The 15,865-nt window shown below is 45.3% G+C and carries 12 protein-coding genes; 8 read left to right on the forward strand and 4 right to left on the reverse strand.

The features are described 5' to 3' along the window. The first annotated feature begins 21 nt into the window (after positions 1-21). The 5 genes from NSS87_RS09415 (at position 22) to NSS87_RS09435 (ending at position 4,733) form a co-directional block, all read left to right on the forward strand. The gene (locus NSS87_RS09415; protein ID WP_339246544.1) at positions 22-870 is read left to right on the forward strand and encodes an NAD(P)-dependent oxidoreductase; all 849 of its coding nucleotides are present in this window, start codon (positions 22-24) and stop codon (positions 868-870) included. 82 nt (positions 871-952) lie between these two features. Continuing rightward, positions 953-1,975, forward strand: a complete 1,023-nt coding sequence (locus NSS87_RS09420) for an SDR family oxidoreductase (protein WP_339246547.1) — start codon at positions 953-955, stop codon at positions 1,973-1,975. Between the two features lie 153 nt (positions 1,976-2,128). Continuing rightward, entirely contained in the window at positions 2,129-2,788 is a 660-nt protein-coding gene (locus tag NSS87_RS09425; RefSeq protein WP_076283335.1) for a class I SAM-dependent methyltransferase, read from the forward strand. Positions 2,789-2,882: 94 nt separating this feature from the next. After that, complete coding sequence (locus tag NSS87_RS09430; RefSeq protein WP_339246550.1) at positions 2,883-3,935, forward strand: CapA family protein; 1,053 nt, start codon at positions 2,883-2,885, stop codon at positions 3,933-3,935. A 540-nt stretch (positions 3,936-4,475) separates the two neighbouring features. Further along, a complete protein-coding gene (locus NSS87_RS09435) occupies positions 4,476-4,733 on the forward strand; it encodes an AbrB/MazE/SpoVT family DNA-binding domain-containing protein (RefSeq protein ID WP_042125931.1) in 258 nt (85 codons plus the stop codon). 143 nt (positions 4,734-4,876) lie between these two features. On the opposite strand, the gene NSS87_RS09440 is transcribed toward NSS87_RS09435, so the two are convergent. Next, a complete protein-coding gene (locus NSS87_RS09440; protein ID WP_042186461.1) occupies positions 4,877-5,386 on the reverse strand; it encodes a PadR family transcriptional regulator in 510 nt (169 codons plus the stop codon). A 96-nt stretch (positions 5,387-5,482) separates the two neighbouring features. Then, positions 5,483-6,646, reverse strand: coding sequence for an ABC transporter permease (locus NSS87_RS09445; protein ID WP_339246554.1), 1,164 nt, complete (start codon positions 6,644-6,646; stop codon positions 5,483-5,485). A gap of 194 nt (positions 6,647-6,840) precedes the next feature. Here NSS87_RS09445 and NSS87_RS09450 point away from each other — a divergent pair, with 194 nt between their 5' ends. From NSS87_RS09450 to NSS87_RS09460, 3 genes are all read left to right on the forward strand, one after another. After that, entirely contained in the window at positions 6,841-7,566 is a 726-nt protein-coding gene (locus tag NSS87_RS09450) for an HAD family hydrolase (protein ID WP_076283333.1), read from the forward strand. Between the two features lie 216 nt (positions 7,567-7,782). Further along, the gene (locus tag NSS87_RS09455) at positions 7,783-8,058 is read left to right on the forward strand and encodes a hypothetical protein (RefSeq protein WP_042186467.1); all 276 of its coding nucleotides are present in this window, start codon (positions 7,783-7,785) and stop codon (positions 8,056-8,058) included. 259 nt (positions 8,059-8,317) lie between these two features. Further along, complete coding sequence (locus NSS87_RS09460; RefSeq protein WP_339246558.1) at positions 8,318-14,131, forward strand: S-layer homology domain-containing protein; 5,814 nt, start codon at positions 8,318-8,320, stop codon at positions 14,129-14,131. A gap of 90 nt (positions 14,132-14,221) precedes the next feature. Here the strand turns inward: NSS87_RS09460 and NSS87_RS09465 are convergent, their stop codons facing one another. Together NSS87_RS09465 and NSS87_RS09470 are read right to left on the reverse strand one after the other, a co-directional pair. Then, positions 14,222-15,352 carry a YheC/YheD family protein gene (locus NSS87_RS09465; protein ID WP_042186470.1) on the reverse strand — a complete coding sequence of 377 codons (1,131 nt, stop codon included), beginning with the start codon at positions 15,350-15,352 and terminating at the stop codon, positions 14,222-14,224. Further along, positions 15,334-15,852, reverse strand: a complete 519-nt coding sequence (locus tag NSS87_RS09470; protein WP_339246561.1) for an N-acetyltransferase — start codon at positions 15,850-15,852, stop codon at positions 15,334-15,336. Before NSS87_RS09470 ends, NSS87_RS09465 begins: the two co-directional genes overlap by 19 nt. Positions 15,853-15,865 lie beyond the last annotated feature (13 nt).

The following is a 15,865-nucleotide window of genomic DNA, read 5'->3' on the forward strand; positions in this document are numbered from 1 at the left end:
CATAAAAAAGGAGATATGATCATGGCGAAAGTAGTTGTTACTGGCGGAAGCGGGATGCTCGGCAGATGGGTGGTCCGGCATTTTGTTGAGCAAGGGTATGAGGTTGTGAATGTGGATACGCAAAAATCTCCAGATTCCTTGTGCCAAACGATCATTGCTGATTTGAATAATTTAGGTGAAGTGTACGGCGTACTTGCAGGCGCTGATGCAGTTGTGCATCTGGCTGCGATCCCGGCCGCAAATATAAAGACGAGTGAAGTCACCTTTCAAAATAATGTAGTATCCACCTATAACATTCTGGAGGCTGCTGCTGGACTAGGCATTCGCAAAGCAGTTATTGCTTCCAGTGAATCCTCTTATGGCATCTGTTTTGCGGTTAACCCATTGGGTCCGCAGTACGTGCCTATGGATGAGGAGCATCCACAATTACCTGAGGACAGTTACGGTCTATCTAAAGTTGTGAATGAAAAGACAGCAGAGATGTTCCAGCGCAGAACGGGTATACAAGTCGTTTCCCTAAGAATCGGAAATGTCATTGACCCATCGACGTATGAACGTTTCCCTTCCTTCATTCATGATCCCGCGCAGCGTGATCGGATTCTGTGGAGTTATATTGATACACGGGATGTAGCGACAGCTTGCCAATTGGCGATTGAAACGGACGGATTGGGCGCAGTTGCTCTTAATATATGCGCAGATGAGACCAGTATGGCTGTTCCTAGCAGAGAGTTAATGGCCGCACGTTATCCAGAGGTGACGGATTTCCGCCAGCCGCTGGAAGGCCATGAGTCGTTACTCAGCAATGCGAAGGCGAAGAAGCTGCTGAATTGGCAGCCCAAGCACTTATGGCGAGATTACGTTAATGAATAAATGACGAGCCAGGTTTACTTTTACTATAAATGAGAGTTCAAAAAGTACGGTTTTTGAACATCCTCTATAAGGAGCGTGTGAAATGAAGGTATTATTTATCGGAGGTACGGGACTGATTAGCCAGGCTGTATCCCCGCACGCGGTAGAACAAGGAATAGAGGTGTATTTGTTCAACAGAGGACAAAGAGGCGAATTCGTTCCGGATGGGGCGAAGGTGATTCAAGGTGACATTCGTAATCCGGCGGAGGCTGCCGAAGTATTGCGAGATTATGAATTTGACGTAGTGGTAGACTGGATTGCTTTTACACCGGAACATGTGCAGACAGATATTGACCTGTTTACAGGTAAAACGAAGCAGTACATTTTTATCAGCTCGGCCTCGGCTTATCAGAAGCCACAGCGTAATTATATAATCACAGAAGAGACACCTCTGGAGAATCCTTATTGGGAATACTCGAGAAATAAAATTGCTTGCGAGCAGCTATTGATGGAAGCTCACAAGAACAGCGGATTCCCGGTTACGATTGTTCGCCCTTCCCATACTTACGGAAATACAGCCATCCCTGCGGCACTCACGAGCGGACAGCATCCTTGGTCCCTGATTGATCGTATCCGTCGTGGCTTGCCTTTAGTCATCCATGGAGATGGAACATCTTTGTGGACACTGACGCATAACTCAGATTTTGCCAAAGGGTTCGTCGGATTGCTTGGGCATCCGGAAGCAATTGGGGAGGCCATTCATATTACTTCTGATGAGGTGTTGAACTGGAATCAGATCTATGCGGCCATTGGGCAAGCGGCAGGTGTGGAGCCGAAAGTGGTTCATATCTCTACAGACTTTATCACAGCCTTCTCCCCTCCAGGGACGGCGGATGGCTTGATCGGCGATCAAGCGGTCAGCAGTGTTTTTGACAATCGTAAAATCAAACGTCTCGTGCCTGACTTCCAGGCTGCCGTTCCTTTCTCTGAAGGGATAAAGCAGTCAATTGCTTGGTTCGAGGCTCATCCAGATCAATGCACAGTTGATGCGGAATGGTCTGCTTTACTAGATCATTTGATCGAGAAACATGGAGTTGAGGCCAAGCCTCTATCCTTTTACTCATAAGATTTGTACGGTTAATATTTAAAGACGGTCTGTTCCTAAGGGAGCAGCCGTTTTTTTTGGGTTTGTCTAGCTCAATGTAAGGTTATGGAATGAATCAGCAAATCATGAATATACTCTCACTACCTTAAATTCCGTTAAAAAGGAGTCCTGGCCATGCCAACACATCCCTTTGTCTCGCGTTTTTTTGTAAACTCAGATGCAAGCCGTGAGAAGTTAATTTATGATTTGCCAGAATCCTGGTGGAGCCGTCCCTTTGAATATGAGTGGTGTATTAACTTTATTTCTCCACATGGTGTGGTGCTGGATGCTGCTTGTGGAATTCCTCATCCCTTGAAATTTTATTTAGCTGGGGTATGTGCAGAGGTTTATGCTTGCGATATGGACAGCAGGGTTATTTACCGGGAGGACATCCTAGATGCGATTACTGATGAGATCGGGGAAAAAGCGGCAAAGCAGGTTATAGCTAGAAGAACGAACAACTTGCATCTTGCTCAGGCCAATCTTGCGGCTCTTCCATATGAGGATGAGAGCTTTGACACTATTTTTTGCATATCAGTGCTGGAGCATTTGACCTTAGAGGATACGGTCGGCACTTTACGGGAATTTCACCGAACGTTGAATGAAGAGGGGCTACTCGTGCTAACGTTTGATTACCCGACGGTAAACTTAAATCTTATGAATGATTTGCTGCTGCAGGCTGGTTTTCAATATTGGGGGGAGACGGATTTTGAGTTGCCTGCAGATGCTGTGTCCACAGATTTGTGGGGTGGGTTACAATGCTTCCGGGCTGTTTTGAAAAAATCAAAGGCATAACAGGTCTTCTTACCCTTAAATTAGTAATCTATTTCCAGTAAGCTAGAATAATAGCTAATATAGATTCCATAATGAGGATAGGAGGCTGTATTTTTTGAGATTAGGGTCGAATGTACTTCGCAGCATGCTACTTACTACACTTCTATTATCACTGATTCTCCCTTCGACGATTGCATCTAGTGCAGCTTCGCCATCTTCAGAACCTATCAGACTTGCTTTTGCTGGTGATATTCTCTTGGACGGTTTTGTGGGTGATCAGATCGCGAAATACGGAGTGAACTTTCCGTTTGTGAAAGTCGCACCTACCTTGCAAAAGGCAGATATCGCCTTCGCGAATCTGGAAACGCCAGTGTCTATTCGAGGGAAGGCAGCAGAGAAAACCTTTGCCTTTAGGTCTAAACCAGCAGTGCTTAGTGGCTTAACCTATGCTGGGATTGACGGCGTTTCATTGGCTAATAATCACATTTTAGATTTCGGAACAGACGCTATGCTCGATACATTGGTGCATCTGGATCGAAACAAGATTGGCCATACAGGAGCTGGTAAAAATGTAGAGGAAGCGTTCAAACCGTATACAAGGACGGTAAAGGGGAAGAAGATCGCTATCTTAGGTGTAAGTCGAGTGCTTTCAGGCCCTTCTTGGTATGCCGGCAACAATAAACCGGGAGCTGCCTCAGCGTACACCTCGCAGCCTATGCTTACGGCTATTCAGAAGATGTCTAAGGAGAATGATTACACGATTGTGTACATTCACTGGAATGAAGAGTTTAAGGATTATCCTGAACAATACGCCCGCACGCTAGCCAAACAGATGATTGATAGTGGTGCAGATATCATACTCGGCGCACACAGCCATTGCCTGATGGGCATCGAATACTACAAAAATAAACCGATCTATTATTCACTTGGAAACTTTGTGTTTAATCGTTCAACACGTGGTGGAGAAAAGACGCTTCACTCGATGTTAGTGAATTTTGAGATTAATGATGCGCAGGTGACGAGTAAGATTACGCCAGTCAAGATTATTGGGGGACAGCCGAACTTCATGGACGATTCTTATAATAAGAAGACGATCAAGCTAATGAATAGCCTATCTTATAATGCCATTATTGATGCGAATGGCAGGGTTACGGAGAAATCATTATAACGATAGAATAGATCGACCAGAGATCACTGGTCGGTTTTTTTTATAATTAAATTCAATTAATTGTACTAAATTTATCCAATATTTGATCTTTCTATTAATAATATGTAATACTTATATTAAATCAGTACATAGTAGAAAGCTGGATTGTCGAAAAAAGTAGATGCATAAAGCATAAATAGTCTGTATTAACTCTACTAAACGTTTTTTTGCTCTGATATACGTCGGAGTGTTTCCAGACTTGATGTATTGGGTAAATGAGGGTATCAATTGGGATACTCTTCAAGCTGATTTGTAATCGCAATGTTGGATATTTATTAATTTCAAGACAAATAATTTGGATCGCTTTACAGCATTTTGTCGAAAGTGTACATATTTTTGTCGAATAATTGTCGATAAATATCATATTTTGTAGAAATAAAATTGACAGGGAATGAATAGCACTTTAATATTAGAGTATAGCGTAATCATTACTATCACTTAGAAGCCTACATAGCTTTTAGCAAAAATGATTATTAATGTGAATTTAAGGGAGGATGTACGATGATGAAAGCGACAGGCATAGTAAGAAAAGTAGATGAATTGGGACGTATCGTAATTCCTATTGAACTACGTAGAACGATGGGAATTGACATAAAAGACCCGCTCGAGATTTTTGTAGATGGAGAGAAAATTATTCTTAGAAAATACGAGCCAACTTGTATCTTCTCCGGAAGCGCAGAGAACCTCATCAATTTCAAAGGTAAAATGGTAAGCAAAGATGTTCTCGATGAGCTGATTTCTAGCTTTGACAGAGTGTAGTCGATAGATTACACATTTTTGCTAAAAAAGAACCGGTACAGCAAGCACGATTTGTGCATGCTGCCGGTTCTTTTTTATGATAGCACAACAAAAAAAGCAGCAAATCCCCTAGAATAATAGGAAACCTACTGCCCACACGATCCTTATTCAGACTCCAGCACACTTTGAATTTTTTTGATAAAGGCTTCATATTGCACAAGGCCCAATTCCATACACAGCTTCTGGTAAGGGGACAGTTTGCAATCTAGTTGCTTTAATTTCTGATCAAGATCATCGTACATTGCCTGCTTTTCTATCAATGCTTGCCGAAGTAGATTATCTATGTTCTCTTTATCGGTCTTATCTCCGAAATACAGATGCATAAAAAAGTCTGAACGCAGAACTTCCTTTTCAGCCGGTGTTTGCAAGTAAGCATGGAACTGATCCAAGCCGGCACGGGTAATGGTAAATACATTTTTGTCAGGTTTGCCTTCCTGCCGTATGGATTCTTTGGTGATTAGGTCCAGCTTCTCCATCTTGCTCAGGGTTGGGTAGATGGTGCCGTAGCTGGCATCAAAGAAAAAAGAAAAGTATTCCTCGAAATGCCGTTTTATCTCATAACCCGAATGAGGTTTTTCACTTAATATCCCTAGAATGACATCTTGTATATTCATGAATCATTGTCGCTCCTCTCTTTCACCTCCTACCATATCACAACTGCATTTCGCTCTCAATTTGAAAAGGCATAACCAAGGAGGCAAACTAAATAATTACGCATTTGCTGGTACGGGCTCTTGTTCTTGTGATAACTGAGTTTCCTTGCGAATGAAGGTTAGGATAATGCTTAATCCAGCTATTGCTGCACCAATGCAGAGTAGATAGAACATATCTTTCCATACACCATTGCCTCCGATAACTAGGTCGAGCATGCCATTTACCGCGTAGTAAGCAGGTGAGAAGGGACCGATCCAGCTATAAAAAGGAGAAAGCACATCACGAGGAATTGTTGCTCCGGAAGCCAACATTTGTATGGAAAGAAGTGCGATATTTAGCCAGGCACCAGCGTCGCCGAGTAGCAGCAGACTGAACTGTGCAAGAATCATGCAGGAGAGAATCACAATGAATTCGAACAGCCACATGAGCAGAAAGCCATGGCTGGAGTGGATCCCGAGTGAGTTAACCATGATAGTCCCCACTAGAGAGGTTAGTACAGCCGTTGCACCCATAATGGCAAACCGGGCTCCAAAGCGATCCCATTTACCAAATTGACCCGATAAGTTGGAAGAAGCTTTTTGCAGATTCATGGCGAGTAGCATAGCTCCGGTAAAGGAGGCAGTAACAATCATTAACGGAACCATAGTTTGTGCAAAATTAGTTGTGGGATGGATGACTTCAACGTTTGCGGAGATTCGGCTGCTTGCCGCACTTTTGATGATCTCTGCTTGTTCTTGTGGCAGCTTCATAGCTTCGAGGGTTTGGTTTAGTGCTGTATTACTGCTTTGAGTGTTCATGGCAGCCGTGACTTTAAGGGCTACAGTCTGCATAACATTGCTAACCATTTGCGGATTAGATTCATTTATGAGGTAACGGAGTTCAGTCTTTCCGGATGGATTACTAATCGCTCCGGTGAACCCTTGTGGAATATTGATAATCATGCGGATTTCTCTATGCTCAAGGGCTTCCTTGGCAGTTTGTAGTGGAAGGTCCTGTCTGGTTACGAACTGAAGGGACTGGGTAATGCCATCGACTACAGGCTGAGCATTCGCACCATCCTCATTCACAATAGCAATGGGCAACCGATCTACCCGATCAGTTACATGGTCATACCCTGTAATCCAGATTAAGCTGAAAAAGACTTGGAACAACAGTGCGGTTATAATCCCGACGATGGTAGCGGGCTGCTTGAGGAAGCGCATGATTAATGGACGTGACATGGTTATCTCTCCTTTATATTTCAACATGTTATATTACAGATTGTAATATAACATGTTGAAATATAGACTGCAACAAGAAAAGTGGAGAGCATGGACATTCCGAAGTGATATCATATATCATAGGGCTTGTACTGGAAATTTCGTGCAGATGAATGTGCTTACCTGAAGCAAAAGAGAATGGGGAGGAACAACAGATGAGTAAAGAGGTACAAGGAACAGAACTGAACGCGGTTCACTCGGAGTTGAACAAGCCGGAAGCGATTGTTTTTGATATGGATGGAACATTGTTCCAGACTGAAAGTCTTTTATTACCTGCATATCATAAAATGTTCGATATTTTGCGGGAAGAGGGATTATACTCAGGACCAACACCGCCTGAAGAGCTTATTCTAAGCGGCTTAGGGATGCTGCTGGCAGATATTTGGAAGAAGGTTATGCCTGATGCCGATGAGGCGGTGCACCGCCGTGCAGATGAGCTGCTATTGCAGCTTGAGGTCGAAGGACTTGAAGCAGGTGGGACGTTACTGTATCCTCAGGTGGTCGAAACACTGACTGCCCTAAAAGAGCGTGGAGTACGGTTGTTTGTGGCTAGTAATGGGCTGGAGGAATACATTCACAGTATAGTTGTGGTGCATGAGCTTAAAGAGTTATTTGAAGGATTGTATAGTGCCGGTGGTCAAGGCACTGCGACGAAGACAGAATTGCTACGCATTTTGCTGGACAATCATGGAATCAAGAGTGCCTGGATGGTAGGCGATCGCTCGTCCGATGTGGAGGCAGGTAAGGGAAATGCTCAAACCGTCATCGGCTGTGCGTATGCAGGTTTTGGCCGTCAGGATGAGCTGAAGGGCTCCGATGTAATTATCACTTCCTTTGATGAGTTGATAGACTTGTACGACAACGCATCGGTTAGCGAATAGGAATATCGCGATTTATATTTGGTAAACGAATAAAAGGCAAACCTCATCTAGGCAGAGGGTTGCCTTTTTAATGTTAAGGTTCTAAATGCAGATGCAGGAATAGCTCAAAGCTAAAAAGATATACATAAACAAAGGGGATGATCCGATAGATCATGGAAAGGGGTTATTCCTATGTGATGATAAGGAATCGAGAAGCATGTTAAAGGAGTATGAAAAATGATAATGAGCTTCCTTTTTATTGCTTTAAGCGCTGCACTTGGAGTGGGCATGTGGTTTTTAGTAATAGGTATAGTCTTTTCTATTGGTGGCGGAGACTTATTTATAGTTACTCATTATGATTCCTTATTTTTTTATATTGCTGTTTTTTTATTGTGTATCGTGAGCTATCTTTTGTTTATAAAACATCTATTAGAAAAGGACTTACAGCTCTTGCTCCATATTTGTGTGGGTACCACTATGCTCTTCTTTTTTCTAACGCCTTGGCTGAGCTAATCAAAATCTTCAATACAACGAGTTTTTCTAATATAAGTTCCTCAGAACATCAGAATCTTCCAGGAAGGCAGTGGCATCAAGACCTAACCTTTCGGCAATTTTCATAACCTATGCAGGCAGAGCGCCAACGAGCCATCGTTCGCTCTGCTTTTTTTGTGCTGCTGGAAAATATCTCGACACCAATCGAGTTTTTGTGAGTTTTTTGTGAGATTGATTTGGTTTTATGAAACTACATCATTCTCTAAAAGGAGGAGTGTAGGTGCTCAAACTGAAAGATTGGCGCGAATTGGACATCCTGCCTGTTAGCAAGTTCCCCCATTGGGGGTGGCAGGCTGTAAACATTCGCAGTCTCCTGCCATCATTTTTCATACACCGGAAAAGTGAAGGCAGTAAAACTACTATGAGGAATGGAGAGTGGACAATGAAGAGGTATAAGCTGTTTTCGATAATGTTGGTGTTGTCTTTGGTATTGTCCATGCTTCCTGTTGCACCTGCAACAGGAAACGCGGCTGCAGGTTCAGCGGGGGCAAGGGCCGAATATGGCGGATTAGGCGGGTCTGAGCTATTCCTGGGAGGGAGATATATAGAGCTTGGAATCAGCAACTGGGGCGATTTCGGCACTGAGGGCAATAAACCCGCGAACTTCCGCGGAACAAGCAGTAGAAATAATCTTGGCATGAGTGCGGATCATGACGGGTATGGCACTGGCTTGGATCTGCCCGTGGATTATTATTTGCCTGGGACTCCCGAGGAACGGTTCGCGGTAGGCTATAAGGTGGGTGGAAATACATATGCGAAATCCAATTCAGCTGTGATGAACACCAAGCAAATGCCGACTACGGTATTGAATACCTCGCAGGAGGATAAAGGGCTCCTGAGTGCGACTATCGTCTCTACATGGGACGGAACAATGGAAATTAAGCAGGTTATAAGCTTTAAAGAAGATTACAAGTTCTACCGTAATGACGTTACCATTAAGAATCTCTCCGACCAGACCTGGGATGGAGCTCGGTATATGCGTTCAATGGATCCGGATAATACGGTAGACCAGGGCGGATCATATGCAACGGCTAATAGGGTAACTCATACCGTAGAGGAGGATGGCGTTGCTGTCGTTGAAGCGAAGACCAATTCGGACGCAGACCCGCTCTTTAAAGCATTTAGTTCGAGAGCACCTATCTTCTTCTACTCAAGCAATCCGCAGGCCAAGGCATCCGTATTCGGATTTACCAATGTAGATCCTTATGCCTTTGAGGCGTATGACAGTCCGAAGTCTAAAAATCAGGAAGTGGTGGCTGATACGGGTATCACGATGACCTGGGATTCGGGCGCTCTGGCTCCAAGTGAGAGCAAGAGCTTCACCTACTACACCAGTCTAGACGAGCGGGACTTCAAAGAGGTTCTCGCGGAAATCGAGCTGGATGAGGGCAGCGGCCCTCTGACTGAGACGGAGGCCAATGATGGTACGGTGAAGGGCAACCAGAAGGTCAACATCCTTGGAGCTACCCTTACCGATCCGATTGACGTGAACCATATTCGGATCAACAACCTGCCCGCCGGACTGGGCTTTGAGGTGACCCGGTTGAGTGAGAACGAGCTCAACTTCAAGCTGACCGGTGCAGCGGTAAACCACAGTAAGGAATTTAGTGTAGATAACTTGTCTGTGACAGTCGGCAAAGAGAATCTGATCGGGACTTCCGCTGATTTAACAACCAAGACCTTCAGTCTTACCTTTATTGATCCAGCTATGCTGAGCTTGGATAAAGGCATTGTCTCGGAAGCGGTATACGGTAGTGGGCAGATTTCCGAGACATTGCTGTTGTCCGTTACCGGCGGCAAATTTGCTTCGGATATTGGTTCAAATGATATCGAGATTCGAAATCTTCCTGACGGGCTAAGCGCGACATTGAAGAGAATCTCTGATAAGGAGCTTCAAATCGGCTTTGACGGCATCGCAATGGAGACGGAGGACGTATACAATGCCTACGTAACGGTAGCGGCTGATAAGCTTGTCGGAAGTCCGAAATCTCTAAGCACTAATACGTTTAAGATTGATTTTAAGGACAAGGAGCCTTTTCTGGTCGTTCACTCACCTGTTTATGAATCCGATCTTAATGATGGCAGTATTGCCGATGTACTGGTTCTGGAGCTCAAGAACGGAATCTTTGATGCATCCGTTACAGATTCAGTATACGCGGTGAATTGGCCGGATGGGTTGGATATAGGCGATATTACGATTGACAATCCTACCCAAATAACCTTATCTATTGCCGGACATGCAAACAGCCACGAAATCACGGATAGTATAAATAATGCGGAGGTGACGGTCGCGGGAATCCCGTCAACTACCTTCTCGGTCCTATTCCGTTCTCCGCCGCCGTCCATTTCGGCTTCTCCAGATGTTCTCCATGATGCGGGCGACGGCTCGGTCGAGGAGACCTTGAGGGTAACCCTGAAGAACGGCAGATTTACCGAAGAGGTTAACACTGGTGTAACGATCAATAACCTACCGGAGGGACTGGACTTCACTGTGGTGCGCATCAGTGACACTATACTCGAAGTCCACTTTACGGGGCAGGCAACGAAGAAATCCGATGCTTCCGCATTTGCTTCGGTCACAGTTGATCCTGCAATTGTCATTGACGCTGCAGCATCACTCACCTCAAATAATTTCGATTTGCAGGTGCCGGATGCAACTTCTCTAATTGTTAGGGATATGACTGATCTTACCTGGGACACGATCCGGGAAGAGAATATCCAGCAAGAGTCTGTCACCTCGGATGTATATCTTACTGAGAAGGGGACTTACGGAAGTAAGATTATCTGGAAATCTACGAATGAAGCGGTCATCTCGCCTGACGGTACTGTTACTAGACCCTCATTCGAGAAAGGGGATCAAGAGGTTACATTAACAGCGGAATTCAAGAACGGTTCTTCTGTCCAGACGAAGACCTTTATTCTTATTGTCAAAAAAGAAGCGGGAACCGATGAACAGTCGGTTGCTGAAGATTTAGATCGGTTAACCTGGGAGATGATTCGGGCCGATAATGAAAGCCAGAAAGACGTGAAGACGCTGCTGAAACTGCTGACAAAAGGCAGCAACGGCAGCAGCATTACCTGGAGTGCGTCGGATAAGAAAGTGATTGATACAGACGGCAAGGTAACGCGTCCTGGTTATCTGGAAGGGGACCAGACGGTAACCCTGACCGCAGTGATAAGCAAGGGTGAAGTCACCTTTAAGAAAGAGTTCATCCTTATTGTTAAGGCAAAGATTGCAGATATTAATGAACAATTGGCCGAAGAAATCGGTATGTTGAGAATTGGCTATACCAATCCGGATTCGGTAAACAGCGTAACGCAAAATATCCAGCTGATCTCGAATGGCTTCTATGATTCCAAAGTAGTATGGACCAGCCATAGAAGCGATATTGTCAGTAACACAGGAGAAATCCAGCGACCATTGAAAGATACGATTGTCAGATTGACCGCCCGGGTAACGAAGGATGGCTTCTTTCATGAAAAGGACTTCTACATCACGGTTAAGGGAACAAGTCTGGTTGATCTTCCCAAGGATGAACTTAATGCGAATATTGTATACGCACCAGGAGATTCCGAGAATTCTGTAAAGAAAAATTTATTTTTGACGACTAAAGGAGATACGGGTTCCTTACTGACTTGGACATCTAGTAATCCTGACATCATCTCGAACACTGGCCGGGTCAGCAGACCAGGTCCGGAAGAAGAGGATGTAAAGATAGTGCTTACCGTGCGGCTTGCCGATCCGGACAAGCCGGGCGAATTTAGAGTCAAGACGTTTACGGTCATCGTCAAAAAGCTGAGTGATCAAGAAGCAGTGGACGAGGCAGCTAGAAGTTTGAAGATAGACGATGCCGCAGTCTTTGCAGAAGGTGACATTTGGGAAAGTGTAACTGAAGGCTTCCTGCTGCTGCAGACTGGAAAGTACAACACTGATATTACATGGGCCTCTAATCACCCGGCAGTAATCGGAATTGATCAGAACGTTGATCAAGCTAAAGGCATGGTTAACCGGAAAAATGAAGAGACCAACGTCATTCTGACAGCAACCTTTAGCCGAAAAGGCAAAACTGCGACCAAAAAATATCTGCTGATTGTCAAGGCGCTAGGAGTGGCGAAGGACGGAGCTATCCGTCAAGTGACCTCCAGACAGGCAGAGTTGTCTATTAATAACGATGGCAAGCCGTTGCAGCAAGGTATCAACATTCTAAGAACGAATATGTCGGATGGGACTAAGATCGATACAATCATTGTGGACGACAATCAAATGTTTAATTTGGTGGAAGCTGTGAATCCAAATGATCCAGATCTGGTGAATCGAAGCCTGACCATAAGTCACGTGGACGATCCTTCTGAACATGCGGATGAGATTGCCATAGAAATTCCGGCATCGGCCATATTGACCCTTGCAGGGCGCAACATTGCATTGGATATCGTCACCAGTCTGGCATCCATTCATTTGGATGAAGCAAGTATCAAGCAGCTTGAAGCTGCCGGTACAGACTTGTATTTCAGAATTGTACCGGTACGGAATTTAAAGGAACAGCAGACCTTCCAGACGAACGCCGTTAATATTGGTACTACGAAGCTTATACTAGCCAATAACCAGACCGTTAAAGTTCAGGGAATACCGCGGGGGATTGAGACTAACTACAGTGGGATCAATACGTATATCCGGATTCCGCTGTCTGAGCTGACTGACAAGATTCCTGTTCAGAGCTCCGTTGCCAGAGATGCCTTCCTGGATAGTCTGAGAATCTATGTTGAGCATAGTGACGGAGACATTGTAGTGTATTCTCCTCTCCGGATTGGATACACCGCTAAAGGTGAACCGGAATTTGCAGAGTTCCAGATTGATAAATTCAGTATTTTCCAAATGATTCAAATCGCAGATAAGAAATCGGACGACTCTCAGCACTCCGGCAACCCGATTGTTGTCAGCACTGCTCCTGTACCGGTACCAGCAGACACCAGAAGTACTGAACTGACTGGCGAGAAGTTGAAGGAGCTGCAGGATCAGGATGGAGTGATTAAGGTTGAAACCGACTTAGGTACTATCAAGCTGAATTCTGGTAATGTAAGTCTGGATAAAATCCAGAAGCTATTTGGACAAGAACATATGAATCCAAAAGACATTGTGATTCGTGTAGGATTAACCACAGCCGATCAGAGTTACATTGAAGGATTCAAACTGGCAGCCAAGAGGGAGCAGGTACAGCCTGTAGGTCAACCTGTCAAGTTCTATATCGAAGCATCGTATAAAAATCAGACCCGATCCGTTTCAAGTCAAGGTTGGGGAGAATATACGTTGCCGGTACCGGAAGGAATGAAGATTACAACAGGTGTTCTCTACAAGGATGGTGAGATTTATCATCAGCCAACTTATGTGAATATAGAGAATGGACGTTACTATGCGCGCATTAACAGCCTCGAGAGCGGAGTCTTCGGATTAATCTGGAATCCGGAAGAGTTCCAGGATGTTGAGCGGCATTGGAGCAAACAGGATGTTAATGTTATGGGCTCCAGGCTCGTTGCGAATGGCACGAGCGATACGGTCTATGAGCCGCAGCGCGCAATCACCAGAGCGGAATTCACGGCTATGATGGTCAGAGCTTTGGGAATTGTCAATTATGATGAGCGGTCTGTATCCTTCAGTGATGTCCCGGCACATGTCTGGTATGAACGGGAAATGGAAGTTGCGATAGAGAATGGTCTAATTGCTGGTTATCCTGACGATACATTCAGACCGAATAACAGCATCACGCGACAAGAAGCGATGACCATCGTCAGCAGAGCGATGAAAATTACCAAGCTAGTATCTACCCGCAGTGAAGAGCAGTATTTAGAGCTGCTTCAGTCTTTTACGGATTCGAAATCGATTGCCAAATGGGCAGAAAAAGACGTGAAAATGAATCTTTCTGCCGGCATCATTGTAGGTAGAAATGAGTGGCTGGCGCCTAACGAGAATATTACTCGTGCCGAGGCAGCCGCTGCAGTAAGAAGACTTCTGATTCAGTCGGGAATCATAAATCCTTAATTGTAGCAGTGAATTTATTAATTCCTATTTTTAACAAAAGCAGCGGTTGCCCAAGTTGGGAAGCCGCTGCTTTTGTTGTTGAGTATCAATTTATTCCTCAGTAGTCTTAGCTGTGGTTGGGGCACCTTTGTTATTATATAGCCATAACGCATATTCTAAAGGTCGCACTAGTGCTTTGCGATAGGTGTTGCCGTCCCCTGATCGGGCAAACACTTCACGTGCAGGCTTTGGATTAACCTCCAGCACATAGATTTTTCCTTCTCGATCAATGGCAAGATCCAGTGCAAGTTCACATAAGGCTCCGAAACTTTCTTCCAGGAAGGCAGCGGCATCAAGACCTAACCTTTCGGCAGTTTTCATAACCTTATCGGTTTTATCTTGACTACCCAGCCATTCCTTCAGGAGCGTTTCAGCTCGAACGGCGTGCCCACCGCCATGAAGATTGGAGGTTACGCTTCGCGCCGCACCGACCCTTGCTGCCATACCTGTCAGTTCCCAGACGCCTTGCCCATTCTTTTGAACGAGCATGCGGTAATCATGGAAACGTCCGCCAGGCAAACGTAGTGGAATCCCCTGTTGGACGAGGAAACGTCCACCAATACACCATTGTCGAACGATGGAATCCAATCGGGAGGCAGAGACCTTTCGGGGTGGAATAATCCGGCGATCTTGGCGGCGGCCCTGAATATCAAATACCCCTTTACTGTTCTTTACCCGCTCAATTCTAAGGATACCGCGTCCACCTGTGCCGTTTGCAGGCTTGATATAGAGGACCGGGCTCTGCTTTAACATTCGGTGCAGATCCGCAGAGGAGTTATATAGTAATGTTTCTGGCATATGCTGCCGGAAGCGACTCTTTTGTGAGAACGTTTGGTGAATGGTCCATTTGTTGCGCAGTGGACGATTCAGAAACAGCAGATGTTTATAGCGTTCACGGAAACGAAGCAACTGTTGAAAGCGCGTGCTGCGCTGGATACGGCAACGGTCATAAATCATGTTCGGGAAGGAACGCCATTTGCGTGACCATTTCCCGCTCTTTGGATCAAAGACTAGGGCATGGATCTGCTCTTTGCTGGGATGGACATCCATGGGGGTAAACACAAAAACATCCAAGCCCATTCGATTACCCTCAATGATCATTCTCCGGTACACGGCCTTTTCTTCAAGCTGCTTGGCTTCATTTATATACAAAGTAAGAATGCCTAAGACGGGCTCTGGCACAGGAGTTCACCTTCTTGTGGAGAGTTTGTAGTACTGACGGTATTCTGTGGTGACCGGATCAATAAAGTTGGCTTGCCAGTAGGGCCACTAGAAAGCGCCACTGCGGCAAGACCAACATTGAAACACATTTTCAGACTGGCTGTATTATCGCTGGCAACACTGCATTCCAGACGGCCTAAACGCTTTAACTGGGCGGCCATAAGGGCGGTGCCGGTATGCCTATTTCGGTATAAGGGATGCACGGCAACGAGACAGGCCTCTTCACCGAAACTGGATACGAAGCTTACTCCTGCTAGCTGGCGCCCATTCTGACCGCGTACGGTGGCGACAAGCAGCGAGACACCCGGCTCTGACAACTGTTCTGGAGTTAATCGGGCCATTACCTTGCAAGCCTGGTTTGTAATCCGACGCTCCCCATGCTCTCTTATAAACTCAAGCAGTCCGGTTAGCCGCGATTTCCACTTTTTAGCATCAGTGTCGTAGATAGAGGATATCTGCATGCTGTGTCACATC

The sequence above is a fragment of the Paenibacillus sp. FSL F4-0243 genome, from assembly GCF_037963295.1.
In the GTDB taxonomy this organism is placed as follows: Bacteria; Bacillota; Bacilli; order Paenibacillales; family Paenibacillaceae; genus Paenibacillus_AQ.

Bases quoted from the DNA above. Each gene is read 5' to 3' on its own strand.
- NSS87_RS09415 (WP_339246544.1), top strand. From the start codon at position 22: ATGGCGAAAGTAGTTGTTACTGGCGGAAGCGGGATGCTCGGCAGATGG.
- NSS87_RS09420 (WP_339246547.1), top strand. From the start codon at position 953: ATGAAGGTATTATTTATCGGAGGTACGGGACTGATTAGCCAGGCTGTA.
- NSS87_RS09425 (WP_076283335.1), top strand. From the start codon at position 2,129: ATGCCAACACATCCCTTTGTCTCGCGTTTTTTTGTAAACTCAGATGCA.
- NSS87_RS09435 (WP_042125931.1), top strand. From the start codon at position 4,476: ATGATGAAAGCGACAGGCATAGTAAGAAAAGTAGATGAATTGGGACGT.
- NSS87_RS09440 (WP_042186461.1), bottom strand. From the start codon at position 5,386: ATGAATATACAAGATGTCATTCTAGGGATATTAAGTGAAAAACCTCAT.
- NSS87_RS09445 (WP_339246554.1), bottom strand. From the start codon at position 6,646: ATGTCACGTCCATTAATCATGCGCTTCCTCAAGCAGCCCGCTACCATC.
- NSS87_RS09450 (WP_076283333.1), top strand. From the start codon at position 6,841: ATGAGTAAAGAGGTACAAGGAACAGAACTGAACGCGGTTCACTCGGAG.
- NSS87_RS09455 (WP_042186467.1), top strand. From the start codon at position 7,783: ATGATAATGAGCTTCCTTTTTATTGCTTTAAGCGCTGCACTTGGAGTG.
- NSS87_RS09470 (WP_339246561.1), bottom strand. From the start codon at position 15,852: ATGCAGATATCCTCTATCTACGACACTGATGCTAAAAAGTGGAAATCG.